Consider the following 25,993-nt stretch of genomic DNA (forward strand, 5'->3'; position numbering starts at 1 on the left):
TGGTGAGTTTTGCCACGGCTTTTATTGCTCTTTTGGCAGCGTGGAAATTTCGGTCATGGTGCTTTCGATCCAGTCTTCCGCCTGCCGATTGATTTCGTCTATCTCCATGGAAGCGCCGTCCAGGGGCGGGCCGATTCGCATTTTGATGGTGCCCGGGTATTTTAAAAAGCTATTCCGTGGCCAGAATTCGCCGGCATTGTGGGCAACCGGCACCACCGGCACTTTGGCCCGGCAGGCCAGGATGCCACCGCTGCCGGCATAGCGCCGTCTTTGTCCGGGCGCGACCCGGGTGCCTTCGGGAAAAATAATAATCCAGTGGCCTTCCTTCAGCCGCTTCAATCCCTGCTTCAATAAGGACCGCATGGCGGCGCGCCGGTTGCCGCGGTCGATGGCGATATGGTGGTAACGGCTCAAACACCAGCCGAAGAAAGGGATGCGCAGGAGTTCTTGCTTGAGTACATAAATGGCCCGGGGAAAGATCAAGAACAGCATCAGGGTTTCCCAGGCGGATTGATGTTTGCTCAAGACGATGCCGTTAGTCTCTGGAATATGCTCCAGACCTTCGATTTCATAGTCCAGATGGCAAATCCATCGCACCAATAGAATTTGCCAGCGGGCCCATAACCGGGCCAGCCGGTAACGGTACTCGTATTGCGGCAGCAGGGAAACCAGCAAGACTATTGGCGTCAGAACAACGGTAAGCGCGGACTGCAGAAACAGGCACAGGCCGGATCTAAGATAAAGGCTGAGGGATTTTGTTTTTTGTGAGGACATAGGTGGCTTGGTAAAGGTTATCGAAAACAGGAATGCCGGGATTGGGCTGTTGTTTGAGGGCCTCTTGGCCCTTGCCGGTTTTGACCAGCACTGCTTTGGCGCCCGCCGCGCGGGCGGCTTCCACGTCGCGCCAGCTATCGCCAATCAGCAAGGCCCGGTTCAAATCGGCATGGAAATCAGCGGCAAATTGGTGGAGCAGGCCGGGCTTGGGTTTGCGGCACGGACAGTCATCGTCCGGGCCGTGGGGGCAGTAATAAATGGCCTCAATGTGTCCGCCAGCGCAAGATACTTCCCGAAGCATTTTGTCGTGGATGGCATCGAGGGTTTTCTGGTCAAGCAGCCCCCGCGCCAGCCCGGATTGATTGCTGATGACAATGATTTTGTAGCCCGCTTGGCTTAACCGGGCGATGGCTTCCAGACTGCCGGGGAGCGGGCGCCATTCCTCCGGGGACTTGATAAAGTCAGGCGAGTCTTGATTAATCACCCCGTCCCGGTCCAGGAGGATCGTGTCAATCGCCTCAAAGCCTGGAAGCCCGATCCCGGCCGTCATCCTTGCAGGCGTGAAATATCAGCGATTTGCAGGAACAAGGCCGCGGTTTCATGGAGTAAATTGAGACGGTTTTGGCGCACGGACTCGTCCTCCACCATGACCATGACGTGGTCGAAAAAGGCATCCACCGTTTGTTTCAATTGCGCGAGCCGCTGTAATGCCTGGGTATAATCCCGCCGATGAAGAAAAGGATTGATTTCCTTCCGGGCTTGATCGACCGCCGTCAAGAGCGCCTTTTCTTCTGGCGCTTGCAGCCGGTCTGAATCGACAGCGGCAAAGGTGGTTAGTCCCGATTTGCGCAGTATGTTGCGAATACGCTTGTTGGCAGCCGCCAGGCTTTCTGCTTCCGGCAACTGACGGAAGGCGTGAACGGCTTCGATACGGTGGAGAAAATCCAGCAGGTTCAAGATTTTCAGCGCCGCCACGGCTTCAAATTCATCGGCGGTAAAGCCTTTTTCCAGCAAATAGCCCTTCAGCCGGTCAAAAATGAAATTTTCCAGCGTTGCCAACACCTGAGGGTGGTCAAAGTCATGGCTATAGTTTTCGGCGCTGGCTTGCAACAACGCTTTGAGATCCAGATCCAGCTGTTTTTCAATCAAGATACGGATGATGCCCAAGGCCGCCCGGCGCAGGGCGTATGGGTCCTTGGCGCCGGTAGGAATCTGGCCGATACTGAAAATCCCCACCAGGGTGTCCAGTTTGTCCGCCAGCGCCAGGATTTCCCCACAGCGGGTTTCCGGCAACGGTCCGCCGGCAAAACGGGGGCGGTATTGCTCTTCCAGGGCGGCGGCGATTTCTTCATGTTCTCCCTGGGCCTGGGCGTAATAGCGGCCCATGATGCCTTGCAGTTCCGGGAATTCACCCACCATTTCCGTGGTCAGGTCGGTTTTGGATAATTGCGCCGCCCGCAGGGCCGTGCCGCTATCGCTGTGGAGTTTATCGGCCAGGAGAACGGCCAGTTTTTCCAGGCGCCGGGTTTTATCCAGCAGGGTGCCGAGTTTGTGCTGGAAAATAATCCCGGCCAGTTGCGCCAGCCTTTGCTCCAGGGGAATTTTCAGATCCTGGTGCCAGAAGAACTCGGCATCCGCCAGGCGGGGACGGATGACTCGTTCGTTGCCTTCCCGCACCGATTCCAGGCGTTTGCTGTCCAGGTTGGCCATGGTGATGAAACAGGGCAGCAGCGCATGATTGTCGTCCCTGACCGGAAAATATTTTTGATGGGACTGCATCACGGTAATCAAAACTTCCGGCGGCAATTGCAGGAAACGCTCGTCAAAATTGCCCATCACCGCTACCGGCCACTCCACCAGGGCGGTGACCTCCTGGAGCAGCGCCGAGTCGATATGGGCCCGCCCGCCTGCCTGGTTCGCTAATTTGTTGGCCTGTTCTTCAATCCGCGCTTGACGTTCGTCGAAATCGGCAATCACCCAGCCCTCGCTGAAGAGCAATTGCGCGTAATGATCTGGGTTGGCGATGGTCAAAGGTTCCGGGCTGTGGAAACGGTGACCGAAAGTGATGTTTCCGGCCTTTAAATTGAGGATTTGGGTTGGGATGACTTCTTCCCCAAACAACAATACCGCCCAATGGGCCGGGCGGACGAATTCCACTTCCAAATCGCTCCAGCGCATCCGTTTGGGGATGGGCAGGGCCGCCAGGCTTTGTTGGAGGACATCGCCAATCAAATCCTGGGTGCGAGCGCCAGGGGTATGGATCTGGCAGCACAGCCATTCGCCCTTGGCGTTTTTCAGAGTTTCCAGATCCGCCACCTCGACGCCGCAACTTTTGGCAAACCCCAGCGCGGCGGGGGTAGGTTCACCGCCGGGCCCGAAAGCGGCCTGGAGGGCAGGTCCCCGGCGGACTTCGCTCTTGTCTGGTTGGGTTTCGGCCAAGCCGTGGACAATCAGCGCCAGGCGTCTTGGGGTGGCGTAGGCTTTGATGGATTCAAAGCGCAAATGCGCTTTTTCCAGGCGGGCGGCGGTCTCGTCCCTAAGCGCGGTCATCAGCGGGTGCAGGGCCTTGGGAGGTAGTTCTTCGGTGCCCAGTTCAAAGAGTAAATCGCGGCTGGCCATTATTGATCCTCCTTGCGCAACATGGGGAACCCCAGCTTTTCACGGCTTTCGTAATAGCATTGGGCGACGCCGCGGGCCAGTTCCCGGACTCTGAGGATATAGCGTTGCCGTTCGGTGACTGAAATGGCGTGGCGGGCATCGAGCAAGTTGAACGTATGGGATGCCTTCAGCACCTGGTCGTAAGCGGGCAGGGGCAGATTTTGTTCAAGCAATTGCTGGCATTCGGCGGCATAGTGGTCGAAGCTTTGCAAAAGAAAATCCACGTTGGCGTGTTCGAAATTGTAAGCGGACATTTCCACTTCGTTTTGGTGGAAGACATCACCGTAGGTGATCACTTCATTGCCGTTGCGGCTCCAGACGAGATCGAAAACGCTTTCGACCCCTTGCAGGGCCATGGCGATTCTTTCCAGCCCATAGGTGATTTCGCCGCTGACTGGGCGGCAGTCGAGCCCGCCTACTTGCTGGAAATAGGTGAATTGAGTGATTTCCATGCCGTCCAGCCAGACCTCCCAGCCCAGTCCCCAGGCGCCCAGGGTGGGGGATTCCCAGTTGTCTTCCACGAAGCGGACATCATGCTCCAACAAATCGAACCCCAATTGGCGCAACGACTCCAAGTATAATTCCTGGATTTCCAGGGGGGACGGTTTGAGCAGCACCTGGAATTGATAATAATGTTGCAGGCGGTTGGGGTTTTCCCCATAGCGGCCATCGGTCGGCCGGCGGGAGGGTTGCACATAGGCAGTGCGCCAGGGTTCGGGTCCGATCGCCCGGAGAAAGGTGCCGGGATGAAAGGTGCCGGCGCCTACTTCCATGTCCATGGGTTGGAGCAGGGCGCATCCTTTGCCGGCCCAATAATGCTGCAAGGCCAAAATGAGGTCTTGAAAGGTTTCGATGGTTGGAACAGTTTCCGCCACGGTGTCTCGCTGATGGATTAAAAAGCGGTATTATACGTCAGTTATGGACCAAACATCTCGCCTAAATTTGATGAAATTTTTACTGATCGCATGGTTATTGTTATTGACTGGCTGCGGTTTCCACTTGCGGGGCGCGGTGGAACTGCCCCAGGATAAGCGCCGGATTGCACTGCAAGGCATTCCCATGAACCACCCGGTAGCCCGGGATTTGAGCCAAATGTTGGCTTTTTCCAAGGCCCGGTTGGTGGCAGATCCCGCCAAGGCCGACGTGGTGCTCAGAATTTTGGAGATTCGCCAGGATCGGCGGGTGTTGTCTCTGGACGAGAACGGCAAGGCCATCGAATTTGAGTTGATTTACCGGATACGCTTCAATTTGCTTACCCCGGATAACAAAACAATTCTGCCGCCCCAGTTGGTGGATTTGCACCGTAATTATCTCAATACTCAGTTGCAAGTGATTGGCAAGGCCCAGGAAGAAAGCCTCTTGCGCCAGGAAATGCGGCGGGAGGCGGTGAGAACGATTTTGCGCCGGATGCAAACGGCGCTGAGCGCTCAGCCTTCCCATGCAAGTTAAGCCTGAACAATTGCCAAATTTGTTGCGCAAGGGCTTGGCGCCGGTTTATCTCCTTTATGGCGATGAACCTTTGCAATTGACCGAAGCAGCCGATGCCGTGCGTAGTGCCTGCCGCGAGCAAGGCTGTGAGGACCGGCAAGTGCATACGGTGATGCCGGGGTTTGACTGGAATCTTTTGGCCGCGGACAGCGACACCTTGTCCCTTTTCGGCGGCAAACGCTTGCTGGATTTGCGTGTGCCGGAAGGCAAGGTAGGCAACGAGGGCGCCCGGTTTTTAAGCGCCTACGCCAAGAGTCCGCCTGCCGATACTGTTTTGCTGGTGACTGCCGAAAACCCACCCTCGGCCATTTCAAAGGCACAGTGGTTCAAGCGCCTGGAAAGCTGTGGCGTGGCTGTCAGGGTCTGGCCGCTGTCGGGCCAGGCCTTGATAGCCTGGTTGCGCAATCGGGCGTCGGAAAAGGGTTTGCAACTGGCGCACGAAGCGTTGCAGTTGTTGGCCCAACGGACCGAAGGCAATCTGCTGGCTGCGGCCCAGGAAATTGACAAAATCCACGTGCTTCACGGCCCTGGCCTGATTGATGAGGCGGCGGTCAGAGACATGGTTGCCGACAGCGCCCGCTATGATGTTTTCGACTTGACCGAAGCTGTTTTGGCGGGTCAGGTGGCCCGGGTGGACCGTACCCTGGCCGGTTTGGCCTCGGAAGGGATCGCCAGCGCTGTGGTATTATGGGCCATTACCCGTGAAATCCGCTTGCTGCTGCAATTTTCAGACGCGCGCAAGCAAGGTGTGTCGATGATTGACACCGCCCGCAAATTGCGGGTATGGGATCAACGCCGCCGGCTGGTGGAAAAAGCCCTTGGCCGCCTGGATGTGAAGCGATTGCACGAGGCGCTGCTGACCGCCGCCAGGATTGACAGAATCATCAAGGGCCAGATGCCGGGCAGTCCGTGGGATGGCCTGCGGGGATTGTGTCTGATGCTGGCCTCGGGAAATTCAAGATCATGTCCAAGTCAGGCAATAGCTATATAGCAAAAGGTAAATCCATGAATACCAAACATCTGATTGATGAAGCAATATCCCTTCCTGTGGAAAAACGCGTATTGATGGTTGATTTACTGCTCCGTAGCTTAAATCAACCGGAATCTGAAATTGATGAAATCTGGGCTGAAGAGGCAAAACGTCGTCTTGCAGATCTTAGATCCAAGCGAGTAGAGGCGATACCGGGAGACGAGGTTTTCAAGAAGGTCTGGAAAAGATTCGAGAAATGAACTTTTCCTTTCACCCCGAAGCAGAGGAAGAATTAAATGAAGCAATAGATTACTATGAGGAAATTGAACCTGGTTTGGGTTATGACTTCGCATTGGAAGTTTTTTCAGCTATCAGCCGGGCGGTTGAATTTCCAAAGGCTTGGGCGGTCCTGGAAGGAGATGTCAGAAGGTCTTTGGTAAGCCGGTTTCCCTATGGGGTTCTGTATTCAGAGGTTGATAACGAGATATTCGTATTGGCAGTGATGAATCTGCATCGGGAACCGGGATATTGGAAGAAAAGGAAGGAGGGCAGACAGGAATGACTTACAATATTAAGTGACCGGATATCCGGATCAAGAAGGTATTCCCATAGTAGGTAATGTCCTAATTAAGCAGGTGCTAATCAAAAAAATGATTGAAGACATCCAAAACTACATGACCGCCGTTGGCGAGAAAGCCAAAAGGGCATCCCGCGCCATGGACCGGGCGGAAACTGGGCATAAGGATCAAGCGCTATTGGCGATAGCGGACCAGATAGAATCCGGCCGGGATCGGATAAAGGCCGAAAACGCCAAGGATTTGGCCGCCGGCAAAGCGCGGGGCTTGAGCGCCGCCATGCTCGACCGCCTGGAACTGACCGACAGCCGCATCGACGCCATGGCCGAAGGACTGCGCCAGATCGCCGCGCTTGCGGACCCGGTGGGGCAAGTCTCGGATTTGAATTACCGCCCGTCCGGCATTCAGGTGGGAAAAATGCGAGTGCCTTTGGGGGTCATCGGCATCATTTACGAATCCCGTCCCAATGTCACCGTGGATGCGGCGGGCTTGTGCCTCAAGTCCGGCAATGCCTGTATTCTCCGGGGAGGCTCCGAATCCCTGCATTCCAACCAGGCCCTGGCCGCCTGCATCCGCGAAGGTCTGGAACAGGCGGGACTGCCCCAGGCAGCGGTGCAGGTGATCGAAACCACGGACCGGGCCGCCGTTGGCAAGCTGTTGAAGATGGACCAGTACGTGGACGTGATTGTGCCCAGGGGCGGCAAGGGACTGATAGAAAGAATCATCGCCGAATCCCGGATTCCAGTGATCAAGCATCTGGACGGCATCTGCCACGTTTACATCGATGACCGGGCGGATTTGCAAAAGGCGCTGGATATCGCCTTCAACGCCAAAACCCAGCGCTTTGGCGTTTGCAATGCCATGGAAACCCTGCTGGTGGCAGAAGGCATTGCCCCTCAAGTGTTGCCCCGGCTGGCGGACAGATTCCAGGAAGCCGGCGTGGAACTTCGCGGCTGTGAAAAAACCAGGGGATTGATTCCCCAGTGCCTTCCCGCCACCGACGAAGATTGGGCCACCGAATATCTGGCACCGATCCTCTCTATTCGCGTGGTTTCCGGCTTGGATGAAGCGATGGATCACATTTACCGCTATAGCTCCAGCCACACCGAAGCCATTGTCACCGAGGATTACACCCGCGCCCGGCGTTTCTTGCGGGAGGTGGATTCCAGTTCGGTCATGGTCAACGCCTCCACCCGCTTTGCCGACGGTTTTGAGTATGGCCTGGGGGCTGAAATCGGCATCAGCACCGACAAACTCCACGCCCGGGGCCCGGTGGGGCTGGAAGGGCTGACCACGCAGAAATTCATCGTCCTGGGAGACGGCCAGATCCGCACCTGATGATCGGCATTTACGGCGGCACGTTCGATCCGGTTCACTTCGGCCACCTGCGCACGGCGCTGGAAGTCAAGGAAGCCCTCGAACTGGAGCAAGTCCGTTTTATCCCCTGCCGCCTTCCCCCCCATCGCAACCCCCCGTTCTTCTCTCCGGAGCAGCGATTAAACTTTCTCCAAACCGCTACAGCAGATGAACCGGGATTCGTTGTGGACACCCGCGAACTCGACCGCCCCGGCCCTTCCTACATGGTGGAAACGCTGGAATCCCTGCGACAGGATTTGGGCGAAACGCCCATTTGCCTGATTCTAGGATTGGACGCCTTTTTGGGTCTGCCCGGTTGGCACCGCTGGGAATCTTTGTTCGAACTGGCCCATCTGGTGGTGATGGACCGGCCGGGTTACCGCCCTGAATGGAAGAACCCTTTACGTTCTCATGTGACACAACGGACGGAAAGTCAAGCACTTTCCCTGCATGAAATAGCTGCCGGAAAAATCTTCTTTCAGCCTGTCACCCACTTGGAAATTTCCGGGACTCAAATCCGCCAATGTCTCAAACAAGGGAGAAGTCCCCGCTTTTTGACGCCGGATAAGGTGTTGTTGTTGATGTATCACCCGACCTGACCGCCCTGGGTGGATGGGGGTAATACACCTGTCATGATGTTGCCTTTTGGGGTAGGCAAAAGCGTGTTTTAAACGCTGAATTGAAGTCAGTGCAACCATCCACCTGCGCGCGAGAAGGCGAAATGACTCAACGCCGAGCCAGCCCTGGATCAAGTTTATGGGTGTTCCTGTTAAGCGCCTTGGGCTTGAAGCCAATAGGCGATGTGCGGTGATAATTCGCCGTCGGTTAAAAGGCGGCCTGAATGGCCACCCCTCCTTACTCACAAATGCCAGCAGCCGCCAATAGCCTTTAGGGTCTACAATCATCAGATCCCCCAGAAGTCCCTGGGCCATATCTCACCCGTACAGGCCCTCAAACACTGGCAGGCCAAACGGTCAGAACTGTTCAAAAATCGTGTATATTTAATCTCACGGGGGCTTGATAAGTAATAAAATAAATGATCTAAACAGATCAAAACGGAATGCGATTAGAAAGATGAGATTAATATGCAGGTAGATAGTGAATTACTTCCCGAAATTGAGTATGAACCTCCGCATTTCAATAAAGAGGGCCGCTTGATATGCTATTTCGGGTGGAACAATGACACCACTAAAGCCCTTCTCTCCAAAGTATTCACGACGTTGGATCTGCGTGGAGGAGAGAGGTATGACTTCCGTATACCTAAGCTGGGGGCTAAAGCGCACGAATTGAAGGCACTGTCCCTGCATTGCAATGGTTTTCTAGAAGGGCTGGAGCAGTTCAGTAACATCGAAAGCTTGAGCGTTGGATCGTGGCCCAAAAATGGTCTTGATCTGACAATGTTCGGCAAGCTGAAATCGCTTTATATTGATGCCGAAAAAAAGGCGGACAGGCAGTTATCCCGGCTGCCTTATCTTGAAGCTGTCTCGATTATTGGATACAGCGAGCAGGATTGTTTGGCTTTTTCTGGCATGAAATGCCTGCGCTCTCTTTTCTTTTCTCAAGGACGGCTGCGCACTTTGCAGGGACTTGAATCCTGCCCGTCACTTTCAAGCCTTGAGCTCGCATACATCAGGAATCTCGAAGACTTAGAAACCATTCATGGGCTCGGCACGCTCGAGAACATCTGGTTGGAGAATCTTCCCAAAGTGGCGGGCAACCTGTCACTCCAAAACTATCCAGGCATGAAATCGTTCTATGCATCAAAGGTTGATCTGGTCGTCGACCTGTCCGGTTTGCGCAACCTGAGAAGCGTGCAAAAATTATGGCTGAATGTGCCTTTTGAGGGCTTGGACTGGGAAGAGATTTTCATGTTGCCCGACATGAAGCTGGTCGGCATCAGTACGGAAGAGGGAATTCCAGGAGATGAGGAATTCCATCTCTATGCTGAGCGACATGGAAAGCCGCTCAAGGAAATAGTACGGATTGGAAAAAGAAAGCCGAAAGGTGTCCAGTTGAAATTTTGAGAAAGCATGCTCCGGTCTTTGCGAATGAAAATAATTTTGTTTGAAGAACACAGCCCGCTTGCAAGTTCTATACAGCATATTTATGGGTTTACTGGGTTAATTCAGTGGGCAAGAATGTTTTTCCATCCGATACCATAGATCTAATGTAAATATCCAGATGAGAAAAGAATTTGCCAAAGTATTACGGGATAAATTTGTTAAAGCAATGAAGGAACGATTTACTGAATTCGAAGCTATTAGTTTAAAAGGAAATCCGTATGTTTGGCCTGGAGAGCGTGTTTTTCTATGGAAGCCTACAGATTCTCTTCACTGCTATGTAATACTTTCTGTGAGCCCGCAGTATGACGAATTTTATGTCCATGTGGGTTGGTCGAAGCTAGGTAGATTCCCTCACTTAGGGCGTGGCGTTTTTCGACCGACGAGAGAAAGACAAGAGTTCAACGAGGAGGAGTATCTCGTGAAGCTGTCCATGCTGTGTGGTGAGAATGATGGGTGGAGTGTTTCCGATATGACAGCACTTGGGGATTCCGAAACGCTGCCTGATTTTGAGAAGCTTGTAGAATCCCAGGTTAGAAATATACCGGCTACCACGGCAAGAGCGATTGTATATCCGGTAGTCGAGAAAGCTCTTGATTGTTTGGAAAAAAAAGGTATCCCATATCTAAACGACTTCCTGGCTTATACAATCGAAAAGTGATGTCGCGGCCGAGTAGAAGGAATACAAACAGCAGATGGAGCGACGTCGCAAGCTCTACTTTTGCGCGCATATAGAAATAGGGGATTTCGCGGTATTGCGATGAACATCCACCAGCCGGGCCACCGAGAGTCAAGGGTCAGGTCTCACATTACAACATCCATAGGCCGTTATTTCAGGCGAGCCATATGGCATGATTATGGGAGACTTGCCCCTTGATTCCAGCCGAATGGATCATGCCCGGCGCCCCATGCTTATCGGTTCCCCGGATACTTTATTCCCGCTTGCGCGGGAATGACATTCGAGATATTACAAAATGTTTTAGCGGGAATGACGGTGGAGAAGATTTCAGCCATTGCTGACAATGGCAAGGATGAAAGTATCCAACGGCGTAAAGCCTTCCTCCGTCATCCCGGGCGAATTCCCGCAAAGCGGGGGGAACGCCTGGAATCCAGAACATGAACAGTCCAGCAGCAATTGTGTGGGGGACGCTTTCTAGATACGTTGGTACTGGCGGCGTAATTGGGTAAGAATTTTTCCGTTATTTGCTTCCTCGGTGCCGGTGCGCAAAATGATTTATACCACCAACGCGATTGAGAGTCTCCATAACCGGATAAAAGGCCATTTTCCAGCGATGAAGCGGCAGCCAAACTTATCTTGCTGGCGCTCAGACACATCACGGCGGAATGGAAAAGCCCGTGGGAGGCTGGGCAGATGCCAAGGCACAGCTTGCTGCTTTGCTATGTCTCCCGGCCTAACCGCCGGGAGCGGATTGAAACTCAAGGGCAATGAACTCTTCTAATACTTTAATACCTGGCCAAGTATTTCCCGGTTTGATCACAGGAGCGGTTTGAAACTACATCCAGATCGACATACTGCGGAGAGAGGTGCCATGAAAAAACTCATGCTGCTCATCACACTTTTCGTAGCCACGCTCCAAGCGGAAGAAGGTTGGTTGCTGGAGGGAGTCAAAATCCTTGAGGTTAGCACGGCGAATCAAGGGTATGTGGTCAATGGTTACCGGTTGGCGAGTTGGGAACCGCCGCCTTTTAACGTGACCGATTGGTTGGATTTCTGGCAGGACCGTTTGGAATTTGACCGGGAGAAGCTATGTTTGCGGCGTGTGGTTGCCAAGGTGGAAGGCAAAACAGTTCCAATCTGCTACCTTGTTACCTCTATTCAGCCAAAACAAAAATGGCCTAGCCGAATGACGACTAAGCCGTTGAATTTTATGGTGGGCCCTGTAGGACTCGAACCTACGACCAAGGGATTATGAGTCCCCTGCTCTAACCAACTGAGCTAAGGGCCCGGAGAGTTAATCGGCATCCAAAAAGCTGCGCAGCCCGTCGGAACGGGTAGGGTGGCGCAGTTTACGCAGGGCCTTGGCTTCTATTTGCCTGATCCGCTCGCGGGTGACATCGAATTGTTTGCCAACTTCTTCTAACGTATGATCGGTGTTCATGTCAATCCCGAAACGCATGCGCAAGACTTTGGCCTCCCGCGCCGTCAGGCTGGAGAGGACGCTTTGCATGGCTTCCCGCAGGCCTTCGATGGTAGCGGCTTCCACGGGAGAGAGCACCTTTGCGTCTTCAATGAAATCTCCCAAATGAGAATCTTCGTCATCACCGATGGGCGTTTCCATTGAGATCGGCTCCTTGGCGATTTTCAGTACCTTCCTGACTTTATCTTCCGGCATTTCCATTCTTTCCGCCAGTTCCTCAGGCGTGGGTTCTCTGCCCATTTCCTGCAGCATTTGCCGGGATACCCGATTGAGTTTGTTGATGGTTTCAATCATGTGTACCGGAATTCGGATGGTACGCGCCTGATCTGCAATGGAGCGCGTAATGGCCTGACGAATCCACCAAGTGGCGTAAGTTGAGAATTTATAACCCCGGCGGTATTCGAATTTATCCACGGCTTTCATTAAACCGATGTTGCCTTCCTGGATCAGGTCAAGGAATTGCAGACCCCGGTTGGTGTATTTTTTGGCAATAGAAATAACAAGGCGCAAGTTAGCCTCAATCATTTCTTTCTTCGCCCGCCGCGCTTTTGCTTCGCCAATGGAAACCCGGCGATTAATGTCTTTAATTTGTTCTATGCCCAGGAAATTGTCTTTTTCGACGACAGCTAGTTTGTGCTGAGCCTTTTTAATTTCTTCTTGGAATTCTTTGAGTACTTCGGCATACGGTTTTCCGGACTCAAGGTGTTGTTTCAACCACTGCGGGTCGCTTTCGTGGCCGATAAAGGTTTCAATAAACAACTTCCGGGGCATTCGCGCCTTTTTAACGCAAATATCGAGAATCATTTTCTCCTGGGCACGAATTTCACTTACCACCCGCGCAAGAATGGCGGACAACTCTTTGAAAAACTGTGGCGTTCTGCGGAATTCCATGAAGACTTTGGCCAAGTCGTCGTAAGCCTTCTGGGTTTTCTTGTCTTCATAGCCGTGTTGTTTCAGGCTTTTCAGTACCTTGTTGTAATGTTTCTTAAGTTGCTTCAACTTGTCTTTGACTTCGTCTGGGTCGGGCCCGGTATCCACCTCTGCAACTTCATCATCCTCATCCGCATCAGCCTCCGAAGAGGGTTTTGTCGGCACGATTGTCTCTACCGGTTGAGACAAATCAATAAAGCCGGAAATCAAGTCGGTCATCTTGGCTTCGCCCGCCAAAGCCAATTCCAAAGAAGCAATGAAATGTTCGATGATGGCAGGAAAACGGGAAAGCGCTTCGGCAACCTGGTTTTGGCCTTCCTCGATGCGCATGGCGATTTCCAGCTCGTCCTCGCGGGTGAGCAATTCCACCGTTCCCATTTCCCGCATGTACATGCGCACAGGGTCCGTGGTCCGGCCATATTCGTTATCCACTGACACTAGGGCAGCCGCCACCTCGGCGGCTTCTTCTTCGTCGCCAGTCACGACAACTTCCGGCAAGATCTCCGCATTCTCAGGGGGTTCTTCGAGAACTTCGATCCCCATGTCATTGATCATACTGATGATATCTTCCACCTGCTCAGGGTCGACGATTTCGCTGGGCAAGTGATCGTTGACTTCCACATAGGTCAAATAACCCTGCAGCTTGCCTCTGGCAATGAGTTCTTTAATTTGTGACTGTTGCTGTTCTCGATTCATATATCTAGATCTACCCTAAGGATGAAGCCGTCTCAGCAGAGAAACGGTAAATAATAACCTGACCATGGCCCATTTACAATTCCGGTTTTGCGGATTGTTTGGCCATTAATTCCCTAAGTTCTTGTTTTTCAAGTTCGCTCAACCTTCCGGCATCGGCTTTTCTGGTTAAAATTTCTAATCGTTTTTGCAGGTTGCGTTTTTGCAGCAAATCAATAGCATCTTGAATTTCAGCGGATGGATTTGCCAGCGAGCGATATTCGTTTTGTGATAACAATGCCTGGACATATTCCCGATGGGGACTGCTTTGAAACCTTTCAACCACCAACGTCGGGGTCCAATCAATCTTTTCCCCCAAAACGTTAAGGATTTGCGCCAGCACTTCGCCATGGATTCCCGCGCGAACCTGCTCAACAAAGGTTTCGGGAAGCGAAGAATACAATTGAGGATGGTGTATAAGCAAAGCTGCCATTCTATCGTAGAGACGCGGTTGAACCAGGCGCGAACGAGGCCGGCGATACCCAATTTGAGAATCGTTGGATTTGACGCTTTGGATCCCTGTGAGTTCCTTCAAACGAGCGTGCATCATCTGGCGGAACGCCCCTTGTGGCAACTGGCGTAAATAGGGCGTTGCCCGTTTCAGCAGCGCCGCTTTATTTTCCATTTGACTTAAATCCAAATCCTCGGTCAAAGACTGGAAAAAATATTCAGACAGCGGTGTCGCCGTCGACAATCTTACCTCAAATGCTTTTGTGCCTTCCTTCCTGATCAATGAGTCTGGATCATGCTTTTCCGGTAGCGGCAAAAACCTGATGCGCCGGCCTTCCTCTAATTGTGGCAAGGCCGATTCCAGTGCCCGCCAGGAAGCTTTGCGTCCCGCGGCATCACCATCAAAACAGAAAATCAATTCGTCGCAATAGCGAAACAGCAAACGGATATGGTCAGGCGTTGCCGCCGTTCCCAATGTGGCAACCGTGTTTGTCAGGCCATGTTGGGCCAAGGCAATGACATCCATATAGCCTTCCACTACCACAATGCGCCCGGGTCTGAGCGAAGTTTGCAGCATCTCATAGAGCCCATAGACCTCCTTGCCTTTATGGAATATAGAGGTTTCTGGAGAGTTTAAATACTTAGGTCCCTCTCCGTTCAAAATCCGCCCGCCAAACCCCACAATCTGTCCACGCCGATTTCGAATCGGGAACATGATCCGGTTACGAAAGCGGTCATAAGTGCCGCCCTTATCCTTTTTACTAACCAAACCGGCTTCCAGCAGCAATTCGGCGTTGAAATGCTGGGATAATGTCTCCCATCCGGGTGGAGCAAACCCTATGCCAAAGCGGCTGGCGATAGCGCCATCAACGCCTCTTTGGCGTAAATAAGCTACGGCTTTGTCAGCTTGAGGCTGCCGTAACTGCCGCGCATAGAAAACCGCCACTTCTTGATTGAGGCGATAAAGTGGCTCATAACGGCCGCGTTGTTGTGATGACTGAATATCCGCGCCGGTTTTGGACTCATAAGGGACTTCCAAGCCATATTGAGAAGCCAAGGTTTCAACTGCTTCAGGAAAGGTAAGGTGATCGTGCGCCATCAAAAAGCCAATGGCCGATCCGCTCACCCCGCAACCGAAGCAATAATAAAATTGTTTTTGCGGGCTAACGGTGAAGCTGGGGGTTTTTTCGTCGTGAAAAGGACAGCGGGCCACATAATTGCGGCCCGCTTTTTTTAGAGGTAGGCGGGGCTGGATAACTTCGACGATATCTGCCCGCGCTAACAAGTCATCAATAAAGGACTGCGGGATTTTCCCCGACATTAGAACTAAACTAGCCTGACGGACTCAAGCTATTTCCCGCTCAAGATGGCCTTGACTTTGGCACTGACCTGGCCCATATCGGCGCGGCCCTGAATCTTCGGTTTTAGTAGCGCCATGACTTTACCCATCTCTTTTAAACTATTAGCGCCTGATTCTTCAATGGCTGACTGCACCAGCGCTTCTATTTCGGAATCTTCCAGAGGCTGAGGCAGGTAGGATAAGATAATTTCCAGTTCTGCCTGCTCTTTTTGCGCCAAATCGTTCCTGTTGGCTGCTTGATATTGGGTAATGGATTCCCGGCGTTGTTTCGCCATTTTATCTAGCACAGCAATGACTTGAGCATCATCCAGCTCAATGCGTTCATCGACTTCGCGCTGTTTGATGGCCGCCAAAATCAAGCGGATGGTTCCCAAACGGGCTTTGTCGCCGCTTTTCATCGCGGCTTTCATATCTTGCTGGATTTGTTCTTTTAATGACACAGCAGGCACTTAAACGATCGAACGTCCCTTACGCAAATTCTCTAGGGCATACCGTTCCCGGGACAAACGTTTGAGATGACGTTTGACTGCGGCGGCCGCTTTGCGCTTGCGAGCTTCGGTGGGCTTTTCGTAATATTCACGGCGGCGTACTTCAGATAAAACACCCGCTTTCTCACAGGCGCGTTTGAATCTACGCAGGGCGATATCGAAAGGTTCGTTCTCTTTTACACGGATTTGAGGCATTGACTCTCCTTAAAATTCAAATGGTAACAATTAAATTCACAACTAAACATATAAACGAGTAATTATACGCATAAAACCACCTTATAGAAACCAAATGACTAACTGATGTTACGCAACCACCGGCAGATAGGCGCAGGCTTACGCAATCCTTGGCTGTCATTTCGATCGGAGGGAGAAATCTTGACGCATCAGCATCCATTTTGGGCCGATTGAAAGATTTCTCGCTACGCTCGAAATGACAGTGCGTAACATCAGTGACTAATTCCCATCACATTTGATGGCTCATTAAGATCCAGTCACGATCTTTCTGGAAAATACCGTTTTTTGACTTTGATATCAGAACGGGCGAACAATTCCATTTTTTAACGAATTCGGTATAATTAAGTTTCTATCCGACGGTGGGCGTAGCTCAGTTGGTAGAGCCCCGGGTTGTGATCCCGGTGGTCGCCGGTTCGAGTCCGGTCGCCCACCCCATTTCCAATTGCCTTTCTCTTGGGCCGTTAGCTCAGTCTGGTAGAGCAGCGGACTCTTAATCCGTCGGTCGAAGGTTCGAATCCTTCACGGCCCATCAATATAATCAAGGTGTTAGATCAATACAGGCCAATCCTTTTTCATTCGGGCCTACTCCGGGCCTACCTCTGAAAAGCTCAAAAGGGAAATAGGTCATTCAAGGGTTCTGCTTTGGTAACTTCTTGCTTCTGTTTCCTTCCTGGCCTTACCGTCCTTGCAGACACCAGAGAATCAGCCACCAGGGTAAATCCTGTCCTGTCTTCGCCGGTGATTTTGTCCTTCCATCTCGATTGGGTAAGCCTGCCAGTAAGCGCCACCAACTCGCCTTTTTCATGATTGGCCAGGACTTCGGCCACCTTGCCAAACGCCATCACAGAAAACCACACGGTTTCTTGTTCTTCGGAATTGTTTGGCGTCACGTCCACGGCTACAGATACCGTTGTCATCGGACTTCCCTTTTTCGTTTGCCGCTCAGTGGGGGTGCCACCCAGCCGCCCATATATGCTCGCGTGCATCATGTCATTTACTCTCTGGTGTTACGTTTGCAGATTCTATCTGGCCATTAAAAGCCGCCTTCATTGCGTGTAGCTCGCGCATTCCCTCTGGTGTCATACCCTTGCATGCCAGGATTTCGGCTTCGGTATAAATCGGTTTACCGTCGTACCAGTCAGTCCTGGCAATACGTCCAGCCATGGCGTCATCGGCCGCTATCCATATATCAGCATTTAATACTTTGCTGAAAAGTTTGGTGGTGTAGCCCTTGCGCACCAGCGCTATGGCCTCGGAAATGGTGGTGGGTGATGGGTTATTTTCCTTCCTGGCTGATTCATCATTGACGGCCAGCAGCTCGGCGATGATTTCCGCCTTGTGGTGCTTGATGAAAGCGCGCTGGCGGTCGGTGAGTTTGCTGAACGGTTCCACCAGTAACTTGCCATCTGCCAAGCGAAGGCGGAATCCAGCCCTTTGGATCGGTTCCAGGTAGGTCATGGAGCAGCCCTCACTCAAATTTCCCCAATGTCACGGCCGTCATACCCGGGCAGGCGGTCGGCCTCATTTCCGACTAAACCGGAAAAATCCGGCTCGGCACTTTTTTCTCTTGCCCGGTGTCCCGGTTTTTCATCCGCGACACCGCGACAACCCGCTTGTGGCGCGGCTTCCGGCGATTTTTCATCCGCGACAGGATTTTTTTCTGTCGCGGTTTGAAAATCGCTGTATCCCGCATGGTTGCTAGCTTGTCGCGGTTTGAAAAGGGTGGTCTGGGGAAGACTCCTGTTTTTCGCCGTTTGTCTCGGTTCGGTCATCGATGTATCGAGCAAATGCATCGAGAAATTGATCCAGTTCGTAACCTTTCGCATGATCCGGCCCGATGCGGATTTCGTGTGGCCGAATCCCGAAAGGTTTGAGCAGCCGGGCCAGGCTGTTCTGGGTCAGCGGCTTGCCCCGTTGCCATTCCGCCCACGGCGACTCTTCAATTTCAGTCAGGGCGTCTACCAACTCGCGGGAAAACATTCGTTCGATACGGCGTTCTGTGAAAACAGTGCGGATGTCCCGCAGAATCAACGGCCCAATCCCGTCATCCTCGTCCAATGTCTCCAGACCATTGAACGCCAAACGGACTTTAACCGTCCACTCGCCGCCCGCAGCCTCAGCGATGGCGAATAATGGCAGCCAATTGTCCAACGCCCGGTCATTGCCGTGTTGCGGCATATCAGGAACGGCCCTTTTGAGTTTTTCTTCGTTATCTTCGGCCCAACGCACGCAGCGGCGGCGGATGGGGAGGCAACGCTCATCGAGGTCCTGCGGCAAACGCTCCACCCGCTCACCTGGCAGTTTGCGGCGCAACTGGATCACGATGGAACGGTCAACGATGGTGTCAGCCGGCAGTTTAATCATGAATATGACCATGGGTGCCCAGGTGGAAAACCGTTTCGGCTGGTTGTCGTCTCCGTCACAGCGAATCACGAACGCACCTTTACGTGCATGCCCGCTATTGATGATGCCGCGCAGATCATCGTTGTCTGTCAGGAAAGTATCTGCTTCGTCGATTGTGATGGTGGGTTTGGCCAGGTCGATAGTGCGAAACAGGGCGGCGGGCGTGATATTGCTGGTGGGCATGGCCTGACGCGCCATTGCCTCCATGGTTTCCCGTAGGGTGGATTTGCCGCAGCGTTTCTCTGGCGACGTGACCAGTAGTTTGGGCCAGATGCGGAAAACGTCATAAACATAGGTGCCCAGGGTCCACAGCGCCAGCGCCTCGGCGGCATGGTCCGGCAGCACCAAATAGCGCTCATAGTAAGCTCTGATTTCATCCAGCAGGGCAGCGCCGTCCACAGGATCGGTCCAAGGCTCCGGCAGCGGGGCCAGTATGTCATTGCCGGTCTGGGCCTCTTCCAGCTCCCGGCGACGATCCTCGACGACAGTATCCAGGGTGGAGGATCTAATATCGAGTTGTTTGGCGATGGGTTTTCGATAGGGGTCATATTCAATTGGTTTCAGCTCAGCCAGGGCATCGATGACACGATCCAGGTTCGTCACCTTCTCGAATCCCGGCTTTTCCCACACGGTGGTTCGGGTGGTGGTGATTTTTTTGGCGTGCTTGATCTGCTCGCGGATAACCTCCAGCCCTTGATCCTTCGCCAGGTCATTGAAATCCGTTTGTGCCTCGCTCCGATCCACCCCAAAATCCGGCACTGCCAGGCGGCCACCTATAGCCTTGGCGGCCTCTTCGGCCTTGCCTTGGCCGTTGCCGAGGTCTGCCAGAATGATGATTTTGGTTTCCGGGTAGCGCTGCCGCATGGCCTGGGCCACTGATTTCAGATTGCCGCAGCTCAGGGCGGCGACACCGGGCCAGCCGGTGGCTTCGCAGGCGCTCAATACAGTCGCAATTCCTTCACCTATTAATAAATGAGTGGGAGCTTCCGGCATGGCCTGGGCGGCCCACCAGCAGCCAGCTTTTTTGCTGCCGGACAGGATGGATTTGCGGCCGGTTTCATCAATCATTTCCAGGGTCGTGATTCCGTCCCAATCCCCTACGGGAGCGATGAGAATTGTCCCGTCCAGGTGGCCGGCGCGGCCCTTGGGGTGGTAGCCGATGAGTTCGACCAACTTTTTGATTGGTATTTGATACAGGGTGGGGAACGGGTTTGCCGGGGTTTGTTCATCCCTCTGGCTGGGGAGTTGTTTGGTGATTAAATAGGGGTGGGAGATTTCAGCCAGGGGCGCGGCATTAATCACCGTCCGTGCCAATCTGGCCGCCTCGGCTTGTCTGATTTGGCGGCCATTATCCAGCGGTTTCGCGGGCGCTTTCCTGGGCGGCGGTGGTTCCGTCCCATCGGTCAGCCCCAGCGTTTCCGCCACCGCCTTGAATGATTCTGCCCGGCTCCAACCATAAACATGCTCGAGCAGTTGGAAACCATCCCCCGCCTGCTCCTGGCCGCTACCGCCACAAACCCAGGTGCCGCGTCCCGCCAGATTATCGAACCGGAACCGGTCCCGGCCGCCACAGCCAGGGCACGGCCCGTGCCGGTTTTTCAAATGGGAAACATCGATGCCCAGGTGGGTGAGGATTTCCGTCCAGCGGCCTTGGGCGGCAGCTTTGACATGGGAAAGCTCGATGGTCATGCAGCATCTCCCGGGTGCTCGCTGGTACGGCTCTCAATAAACGCCTCGATGTCTTCCATGCGGTAGCGGACAAGGCGGCCAACCTTGACATAAGGCAGGTTATAGCGACCAGTGCAACGCCACACCATCAGCGTTCCTGGCGCGACGTTAAGAATTGCAGCGGCTTCCTCTGGACTCAGTAACTTCTTGGTTTCCATAGCTTTCTCCCGTAGGTGTTAAACGTAGGGAATAGCTTAGGGAAATGTCGGGGCAAAGTCGGGGACTACTCACGGCAATTTTCTGTGTCGAGTAGTCCCCTTCGAGAGGGGGCGCGTAACCTGAGGGGTTGCCGCTTTGCCGCTGTGCGGTTACTCCTTGGCTATCTTCTCCACATGATCTTCGGACACACCTTGGGGATCGTCCAGAAGTTCACTGGCTATGTCCGCTATGATCTTGTAGGTACAAGGAAGGGGTCTAGGGAGGCGGGAAAGGAAGGCACGGAGAAAGGCTGACTTGTCCGCGTGCTGGCGGGGTTCTATTTCTGGTGTCAAAAGGTACTCGGTCCAACGCTCCCCTTGTGTCGGAGCAGCCAAGATGTCGCGGATTTGTTCATATGTCGGTGGCAGGCCCATGGGGTGCTGCTCTTCATATTTATCTAGGGCTTTGCTGAGTTCCGCGATTTTCTCTTCCACCTCCTTTCGCGCCTGCTCACACCGCCGGTAACATTCCCGCGATTCTTTTATATCGTAGCAGGCGAAATAGGCGGCCTCGATCACGTCATCGTCAGCGCCGTGCCGAGTTTTTATGTCCCGGAGTTTGTCCAGTAACTCCCGCTCCTGATTCAGCCTCTCGGGTGATGGCAGTTTGCCGCTCCCCCACACAGCCCGCGCATAGGCATTTTCCAGAATCTCTAAGTCGGCGCGCGCTTTATCGATGAATCCCATCGGCTTTCCCTCCGAGCCAGTCCCTCAAAAAAGGAAGCCGCGCCAGCCAGGTGAGGGATTCTCCCGGTTTTCGGGGGCCAGCCTAGGCGCGGCTTAACAGTCAATCAGTCATAGTGATACCGGCATTGGGCAATGATGAGATGATCCCCCTGCACTGTATAAACCAAACGGTGCTCATTGTCGATTCGGCGGGACCAGAATCCGGCCAACTCATGCTTGAGCGGTTCCGGTTTCCCCAAACCATCGAATGGATCGCGCTGGATGTCCCGGATCAACTGGTTGATGCGCTTTAGCTTGGCCTTGTCGTGTTTCTGCCAGTACAGATAATCCTCCCAAGCCTGGCGCTCGAAGCTAATCATCAGGCAGCAGCTCCTTGGCCTCGACGTGCTGTCCTTTGCGGATGTTTTCTACCGCTTCGAGCAACCGGCGGCGGTTGGCCGGTTCCTTCAATAGATAGGCGGTTTCGTCTTCCCCGGCCAGACGCCGGAAGCGCAGGAACTCGATGAATTTTAGCACCTCGCGGGCTTCCTCTTCGGGTAGCTCCCTTACAACTTCTATGATTTTTTCAGTAGTCTCTTCAGAGCACATGGTTAACCCTCCTTTCGTTGCAATGGGGTGATTGTGGCAGTATCCCGTACCCCCGCCGCCTTTAGGATGAAGTCGGTTATCCTCTGCATTGGCTCCCGCAAACGCTCAACATCCGCAATGATGTATCCGGCGGTAACGTCTCCCGTCATAGAATGATTCAGCAGCCGCTTCAGGGCGTAAGCGGGAATGTCTAGCGATTCAGCAATGGTGGCAAACGTCCGGCGTAGGTCGTAGGGGCTGAACTCGATCCCCACCAGGCGGGCAATCTTCTCCCTGGAGTAACGGAAATTGGTCGGTATCCGCCCTCTATCGTCCGCAAAGACGTATTCCCAGTCAGCGGGAAGGAGGGATTTCAGCAGGTCCATGAGGTAATCGGACAAGGGGAGGGTATGCGGCCTGTGGGCCTTTGTCTCAGGCAGGATAAATGTCCCGGCTTTCAGTTCCACATCCTGCCAGCGCAACCGCGCCGCCTCTGAAGGCCGGAGGCCGGTGAGAAGCTGGAAGCGAAACAGGGCGGCATGGTGCGGGTTAATCTCGTCCAGGGCCTGCCAGAAGGCAGGGAGTTCATGGGGTTTGATATAACGTTGGCGCCGTTGCGGCCGCTTCCAGGCACGGGTATCGGAGAGAATCTGAACTGGGTTATAGAGCAGCAGCGGCGTTCCGTCCTCCCACCGGTGCCGGTTGGCGGCAAAATTCAGCACTGCCCGAAGGTTACGCATCCACAGGCTGGCGGCCGCCCCGCTTGTGCCCCGCTCACATAGTTGACGGTATCTCCTTAGCACCATCTCCGGGGTGAGGGAAAGGATTGGTTTGTCGATCCAGTCCCCCCAGCCGTAGCGCATGGAAGCCTCCAAGTCCTTCAGGCTCCGTGCGGAAAGGGGGCGGGTGTTGCGGTACTCCTCAACCGCCTCGCGCAAAGTCAGGGCTTCGGCCTGGCGGCGGCGCTTTTCCTTCACGGGATTCTTCCCTTCTGCGATTTCACCAAGGAGTTTCTGGGCCTCCCGCCGCGCCTGCTCTACGGTCATGGCAGGGAAGCGGCCTAGCGTGATGTCAAGCGGTTTGCCGTTAACTTTACGGTATAGCCTGAAGGTCTTTGTACCGGTGGGGGTGATACGCAGCGTCAGCCCAGGGGTCTTGGTGTCATAATAACGAACCCGCCCCTTTTCTGGGACGGGGAGCGATTCCAGGGAGCGCTTGGTGAAGTTGATCTTTTTCATCGGGCCTACCTCGGGCCTACCTCAGAGGGTAATTTCAGGGAAATTTCGTTAAGGTAGCGTAGAGTATAAGCCATTGATGCGCTTAGGTAAAGTAGATGACAATAAGGGATGTTAAGTTGCGAGGGAAAGGACTCTTAATCCGTCGGTCGAAGGTTCGAATCCTTCACGGCCCATCAATCACGGTTCCCGCTTTTGGCCAATAGAAGCGTAGTCGGTTAAAGAAGCTTTGATTTAATCAAAGCTTCTTTAAGTCAACTTCATAACCGGCAAATTTGCGAATATTGATGACGCCGCCGTCAAAAATTAAATATTGTCCTTTGATGCCAAGCAGTTTCCCCGCCGCTTCAGGGGCCTTATCAAAATTAAAGGCCTTTATTTTTGCAGGGTATTCCAACACCGGATAATGAATAGCCGTTGTGACAGCTTCCGGCAGCCATCGGATGGCATTTGTTTCGAATGAAGTAGCCGCTTGTTCTATTTCTTGTCCGCAAAGTGTCAACAACCGGTCCCGTTGACCTTCCAAATCTAATGCTTCCGCCTGGCTTTTGAGCATTTTCTGCCAGTGGGTGCGGTCGCTGACATGTTGTTTCAGAATGACTTCCAACAGTCCCGCCAAATAACGGGAAGTCACCTCCAAAATAGGGAGGGCTTGCACTGCGCCTTGGTCAATCCAGCGGGTTGGAATTTGTCCCCGCCGGGTAATGCCGACTTTAAGGCCCGAAGAATTGGCCAGATAAACGATATGAGGCTGAAAGCAATGGCTTTCTCCCCACTCAGGCTCGCGGCAAGTGCCTTGATGGTAATGACACAACTCGGGCTTGATAATACAGGTATCGCAGCGGGCCAGTTTGCGGAAGCAGGGGAAACAGTAGCCTTGATTGAAACTCTTGGAAGTTTTCCGGCCACAGTGGATACAGTTAATGGTACCTGAGTAAGTCAGTTTGAATTGTTGGCCCAGCAGCGGATTGAGATCGATGATTTGATCGCTCAGGGGCAAGGCATAAAGGGCATTTCCACGATCATCCAAAGCCGTGTGCATTTTGCGCAAATTGCCGAGGTATTTCATAATGAATAGTTTTGTTAATTCTTGAAGGAGAGACTTTATGGCCTTGATGCGCGTCAGCTCTGGCACCAATCTGCCCCACGATATCAACGTTGTTATCGAAATTCCAGCCTACAGCGATCCGGTCAAATATGAAATCGACAAAGAAACCGGCGCTTTGTTTGTGGATCGTTTCATGGGCACCGCCATGCAGTACCCTTGTAATTACGGCTACGTTCCCCATACGTTGTCCGATGATGGGGATCCTGTGGATGTCCTGGTAATTGCGCCGTGGAAACTGATTTCAGGTTCCGTCGTCCATTGTCGCCCCATTGGCATGTTGGAGATGGAGGATGAATCTGGTATTGACGCCAAAGTCCTGGCAGTCCCGGTGGATAAACTAACTCCACTTTACACCCATATCAGCTCTTTCCGGGACGTTCCCAAGGCGCAACTGGATCAGATCGCTCACTTTTTCGAACATTACAAGGATCTGGAACCTGGCAAATGGGTCAAGGTAAAAGATTGGCTGGGGCCGGAAGAAGCCAAGGAGGAAATCATAAACAGCATTAAGTGTTATCAAGAAGCGGCAGAGAAACCTCAATTTTAAACAGCATTATTGTTGCTGACCCAGCGCTCACCACTGGGAAGTTTTTCCTTTTTCCAGAACGGGGCCCGGCTTTTGAGTGCTTCCATGATATATCGGCAAGCATCGAATGCAGGCCCCCGATGGGCGGACCAAACCACGACTAAAACAATAGGCTCGCCGGGATGAATTTCACCCACCCGGTGTGCTACCAATGCTTCCAGGAATTGCCATCGTTCCTTGGCTTCCGCGATGATTTTTTCCAATTCCCGTTCGGTCATTCCAGGGTAATGCTCGAGAAATAACCGCTCGACCGAATCGCCTTGGTTGAAATCCCGCATGGTGCCAACAAAGCTTGCGGTTGCGCCATAACTTCCAGGCTCTAGATAAGATGCCTGATGGTTAAGAAGCAACTGGAATGGATCGAAAGGTTGGGGTTTCAATTGAACCGTCATTACTTAGCCTCCAGTGACAGGGGGGAAAAACGCCACTTCATCGCCCGCTTTGACCACTGTATCAGGCTTTGCGTATTCCATGTTGACTGCCATCAGGATGTTATCCGGCAAGGACTCGCCGGTGAGCTCCTGCCAGACTGATGCCACTGTCTGCTCCGGTTTGGGAGAGAGGGTCTTTTGTTCAATTTGCCATTGTTCGCTGAGGCTGGCAAATAACCGTACTTGAATTGTCACATTCTTTCCTCTTTTGAATTTGATACGACCATGAGACAAAAATCCAAGGTTAGAGTTGAAGCCTACTATACAATAAGGATCTCCCTTAATTTTTGGAATAACCGATGTCGAAACTGACTCATTTTAATACAGCAGGTGAAGCCCGCATGGTTGACGTTGGCGAGAAACCGCCAACCCGGCGCCGGGCGGTTGCGGAAGGGTTCATTGAAATGCAGCCAGCCACCCTGGAGCTGATTCTGAAAGGAGGCCACAAAAAAGGGGACGTGCTCGGGATTGCAAGAATTGCGGGGATCATGGCTAGCAAAAAAACCGCCGACTTGATCCCCTTGTGCCACCCCATCGCTTTGACGAAAGTGGAAATTGATTTTCAACCTGAAACCGCCACTCGCCGCATCCGCTGTCTATCAACCGTAGAGACGACAGGACCCACCGGGGTGGAAATGGAAGCGCTCACCGCCGTTCAAATAGCGTTGCTGACCATCTACGACATGTGCAAAGCCGTCGACCGGGAGATGACCATGCTGTCTATTCGGTTATTGGAAAAGAGCGGCGGCCGTAGCGGTCATTGGACCCGGGAATGATGGGCAAAATATTTGTCTAATCTCACAGAGAATTTTTAACC

The 25,993-nt window shown here is 53.1% G+C and carries 29 protein-coding genes and 4 tRNA genes; 13 read left to right on the forward strand and 20 right to left on the reverse strand.

The genetic code is table 11. From position 1 onward, the window contains the following. Positions 1–21 precede the first annotated feature (21 nt). From AXA67_11295 to AXA67_11310, 4 genes are read right to left on the reverse strand one after another with little or no spacing between them, the layout of a single operon-like run. On the reverse strand, positions 22–774 hold the full coding sequence (locus AXA67_11295) for a hypothetical protein (protein ID KXJ39649.1): 753 nt from the start codon (positions 772–774) through the stop codon (positions 22–24). Further along, positions 734–1,324: a histidinol-phosphatase gene (locus tag AXA67_11300; GenBank protein ID KXJ39650.1), complete on the reverse strand. Its 591-nt coding sequence runs from the start codon at positions 1,322–1,324 to the stop codon at positions 734–736. The genes AXA67_11295 and AXA67_11300 overlap by 41 nt, the downstream gene beginning before the upstream one ends. Further along, positions 1,321–3,393 carry a glycine--tRNA ligase subunit beta gene (gene glyS / locus AXA67_11305; GenBank protein KXJ39651.1) on the reverse strand — a complete coding sequence of 691 codons (2,073 nt, stop codon included), beginning with the start codon at positions 3,391–3,393 and terminating at the stop codon, positions 1,321–1,323. The genes AXA67_11300 and glyS overlap by 4 nt, the downstream gene beginning before the upstream one ends. After that, positions 3,393–4,325 (reverse strand): glycine--tRNA ligase subunit alpha, encoded by a 933-nt coding sequence (locus AXA67_11310; protein ID KXJ39652.1) that lies wholly within the window; start codon positions 4,323–4,325, stop codon positions 3,393–3,395. Before AXA67_11310 ends, glyS begins: the two co-directional genes overlap by 1 nt. Positions 4,326–4,350: 25 nt before the next feature. Between AXA67_11310 and AXA67_11315 the strand changes: the two genes are divergently transcribed. The 8 genes from AXA67_11315 to AXA67_11350 all read left to right on the forward strand — a co-directional run bounded on the left by AXA67_11315 (position 4,351) and on the right by AXA67_11350 (position 10,542). Beyond that, positions 4,351–4,881, forward strand: a complete 531-nt coding sequence (locus AXA67_11315; protein ID KXJ39653.1) for a hypothetical protein — start codon at positions 4,351–4,353, stop codon at positions 4,879–4,881. Next, positions 4,871–5,911, forward strand: a complete 1,041-nt coding sequence (locus AXA67_11320; GenBank protein KXJ39654.1) for a hypothetical protein — start codon at positions 4,871–4,873, stop codon at positions 5,909–5,911. Before AXA67_11315 ends, AXA67_11320 begins: the two co-directional genes overlap by 11 nt. A 14-nt stretch (positions 5,912–5,925) precedes the next feature. Beyond that, the gene (locus AXA67_11325; GenBank protein KXJ39655.1) at positions 5,926–6,150 is read left to right on the forward strand and encodes an addiction module protein; all 225 of its coding nucleotides are present in this window, start codon (positions 5,926–5,928) and stop codon (positions 6,148–6,150) included. After that, positions 6,147–6,452, forward strand: coding sequence for a plasmid stabilization protein (locus tag AXA67_11330; protein KXJ39656.1), 306 nt, complete (start codon positions 6,147–6,149; stop codon positions 6,450–6,452). The genes AXA67_11325 and AXA67_11330 overlap by 4 nt, the downstream gene beginning before the upstream one ends. Before the next feature lie 88 nt (positions 6,453–6,540). Then, a complete protein-coding gene (locus AXA67_11335) occupies positions 6,541–7,803 on the forward strand; it encodes a gamma-glutamyl-phosphate reductase (protein KXJ40169.1) in 1,263 nt (420 codons plus the stop codon). Continuing rightward, positions 7,803–8,420 carry a nicotinic acid mononucleotide adenylyltransferase gene (locus AXA67_11340; protein ID KXJ39657.1) on the forward strand — a complete coding sequence of 206 codons (618 nt, stop codon included), beginning with the start codon at positions 7,803–7,805 and terminating at the stop codon, positions 8,418–8,420. Before AXA67_11335 ends, AXA67_11340 begins: the two co-directional genes overlap by 1 nt. A 486-nt stretch (positions 8,421–8,906) precedes the next feature. Continuing rightward, entirely contained in the window at positions 8,907–9,845 is a 939-nt protein-coding gene (locus tag AXA67_11345; GenBank protein ID KXJ39658.1) for a hypothetical protein, read from the forward strand. A 157-nt stretch (positions 9,846–10,002) separates the two neighbouring features. Continuing rightward, on the forward strand, positions 10,003–10,542 hold the full coding sequence (locus AXA67_11350) for a hypothetical protein (protein ID KXJ39659.1): 540 nt from the start codon (positions 10,003–10,005) through the stop codon (positions 10,540–10,542). A 1,229-nt stretch (positions 10,543–11,771) separates the two neighbouring features. Here AXA67_11350 and AXA67_11355 read toward each other — a convergent pair. The 5 genes from AXA67_11355 to rpsU form a co-directional block, all read right to left on the reverse strand. After that, a tRNA-Met gene (locus AXA67_11355) sits at positions 11,772–11,848 on the reverse strand. A 6-nt stretch (positions 11,849–11,854) separates the two neighbouring features. Continuing rightward, on the reverse strand, positions 11,855–13,666 hold the full coding sequence (locus AXA67_11360) for an RNA polymerase subunit sigma-70 (protein ID KXJ39660.1): 1,812 nt from the start codon (positions 13,664–13,666) through the stop codon (positions 11,855–11,857). Positions 13,667–13,739: 73 nt separating this feature from the next. Beyond that, positions 13,740–15,473: a hypothetical protein gene (locus tag AXA67_11365; protein ID KXJ39661.1), complete on the reverse strand. Its 1,734-nt coding sequence runs from the start codon at positions 15,471–15,473 to the stop codon at positions 13,740–13,742. A gap of 29 nt (positions 15,474–15,502) precedes the next feature. Beyond that, positions 15,503–15,922, reverse strand: coding sequence for a glutamyl-tRNA amidotransferase (locus tag AXA67_11370; protein ID KXJ40170.1), 420 nt, complete (start codon positions 15,920–15,922; stop codon positions 15,503–15,505). A 39-nt stretch (positions 15,923–15,961) separates the two neighbouring features. Continuing rightward, a complete protein-coding gene (gene rpsU, locus AXA67_11375) occupies positions 15,962–16,195 on the reverse strand; it encodes a 30S ribosomal protein S21 (GenBank protein KXJ39662.1) in 234 nt (77 codons plus the stop codon). Positions 16,196–16,593: 398 nt separating this feature from the next. Here rpsU and AXA67_11380 point away from each other — a divergent pair. Beyond that, positions 16,594–16,669: transfer RNA gene (locus AXA67_11380), tRNA-His, on the forward strand. A gap of 20 nt (positions 16,670–16,689) precedes the next feature. Then, positions 16,690–16,766: transfer RNA gene (locus AXA67_11385), tRNA-Lys, on the forward strand. A 76-nt stretch (positions 16,767–16,842) separates the two neighbouring features. Here AXA67_11385 and AXA67_11390 read toward each other — a convergent pair. The 8 genes from AXA67_11390 to AXA67_11425 all read right to left on the reverse strand — a co-directional run bounded on the left by AXA67_11390 (position 16,843) and on the right by AXA67_11425 (position 23,054). Continuing rightward, the gene (locus AXA67_11390) at positions 16,843–17,151 is read right to left on the reverse strand and encodes a hypothetical protein (protein KXJ39663.1); all 309 of its coding nucleotides are present in this window, start codon (positions 17,149–17,151) and stop codon (positions 16,843–16,845) included. Between the two features lie 73 nt (positions 17,152–17,224). Beyond that, positions 17,225–17,692 (reverse strand): hypothetical protein, encoded by a 468-nt coding sequence (locus tag AXA67_11395; GenBank protein KXJ39664.1) that lies wholly within the window; start codon positions 17,690–17,692, stop codon positions 17,225–17,227. A 240-nt stretch (positions 17,693–17,932) separates the two neighbouring features. Then, positions 17,933–20,326: a hypothetical protein gene (locus AXA67_11400; GenBank protein KXJ39665.1), complete on the reverse strand. Its 2,394-nt coding sequence runs from the start codon at positions 20,324–20,326 to the stop codon at positions 17,933–17,935. Then, positions 20,323–20,523, reverse strand: coding sequence for an excisionase (locus AXA67_11405; GenBank protein KXJ39666.1), 201 nt, complete (start codon positions 20,521–20,523; stop codon positions 20,323–20,325). Before AXA67_11405 ends, AXA67_11400 begins: the two co-directional genes overlap by 4 nt. A 150-nt stretch (positions 20,524–20,673) precedes the next feature. Further along, the gene (locus AXA67_11410; GenBank protein KXJ39667.1) at positions 20,674–21,249 is read right to left on the reverse strand and encodes a hypothetical protein; all 576 of its coding nucleotides are present in this window, start codon (positions 21,247–21,249) and stop codon (positions 20,674–20,676) included. A 104-nt stretch (positions 21,250–21,353) separates the two neighbouring features. After that, a complete protein-coding gene (locus AXA67_11415; GenBank protein ID KXJ39668.1) occupies positions 21,354–21,608 on the reverse strand; it encodes a toxin YoeB in 255 nt (84 codons plus the stop codon). Next, complete coding sequence (locus AXA67_11420) at positions 21,601–21,837, reverse strand: hypothetical protein (protein ID KXJ39669.1); 237 nt, start codon at positions 21,835–21,837, stop codon at positions 21,601–21,603. Before AXA67_11420 ends, AXA67_11415 begins: the two co-directional genes overlap by 8 nt. A gap of 2 nt (positions 21,838–21,839) precedes the next feature. Next, positions 21,840–23,054, reverse strand: coding sequence for a hypothetical protein (locus tag AXA67_11425; GenBank protein ID KXJ39670.1), 1,215 nt, complete (start codon positions 23,052–23,054; stop codon positions 21,840–21,842). A gap of 105 nt (positions 23,055–23,159) precedes the next feature. Between AXA67_11425 and AXA67_11430 the strand changes: the two genes are divergently transcribed. Continuing rightward, a tRNA-Ser gene (locus tag AXA67_11430) sits at positions 23,160–23,230 on the forward strand. A 59-nt stretch (positions 23,231–23,289) separates the two neighbouring features. Here the strand turns inward: AXA67_11430 and AXA67_11435 are convergent. Beyond that, the gene (locus tag AXA67_11435; GenBank protein ID KXJ40171.1) at positions 23,290–24,093 is read right to left on the reverse strand and encodes a hypothetical protein; all 804 of its coding nucleotides are present in this window, start codon (positions 24,091–24,093) and stop codon (positions 23,290–23,292) included. A gap of 64 nt (positions 24,094–24,157) precedes the next feature. Between AXA67_11435 and AXA67_11440 the strand changes: the two genes are divergently transcribed. After that, complete coding sequence (locus AXA67_11440) at positions 24,158–24,706, forward strand: inorganic pyrophosphatase (protein KXJ39671.1); 549 nt, start codon at positions 24,158–24,160, stop codon at positions 24,704–24,706. Here the strand turns inward: AXA67_11440 and AXA67_11445 are convergent. Both AXA67_11445 and AXA67_11450 read right to left on the reverse strand, forming a co-directional pair. Further along, entirely contained in the window at positions 24,703–25,137 is a 435-nt protein-coding gene (locus tag AXA67_11445; protein KXJ39672.1) for a molybdopterin converting factor, read from the reverse strand. The two genes, AXA67_11440 and AXA67_11445, sit on opposite strands and share 4 nt — an antisense overlap. Before the next feature lie 3 nt (positions 25,138–25,140). Further along, on the reverse strand, positions 25,141–25,371 hold the full coding sequence (locus AXA67_11450) for a hypothetical protein (GenBank protein KXJ39673.1): 231 nt from the start codon (positions 25,369–25,371) through the stop codon (positions 25,141–25,143). A 104-nt stretch (positions 25,372–25,475) separates the two neighbouring features. On the opposite strand from AXA67_11450, the gene moaC reads away from it, so the two are divergent. Next, on the forward strand, positions 25,476–25,952 hold the full coding sequence (moaC, locus tag AXA67_11455; GenBank protein KXJ39674.1) for a cyclic pyranopterin monophosphate synthase accessory protein: 477 nt from the start codon (positions 25,476–25,478) through the stop codon (positions 25,950–25,952). Positions 25,953–25,993 lie beyond the last annotated feature (41 nt).

It is taken from the genome of Methylothermaceae bacteria B42 (assembly GCA_001566965.1).
Classification (GTDB): domain Bacteria; phylum Pseudomonadota; class Gammaproteobacteria; order Methylococcales; family Methylothermaceae; genus Methylohalobius.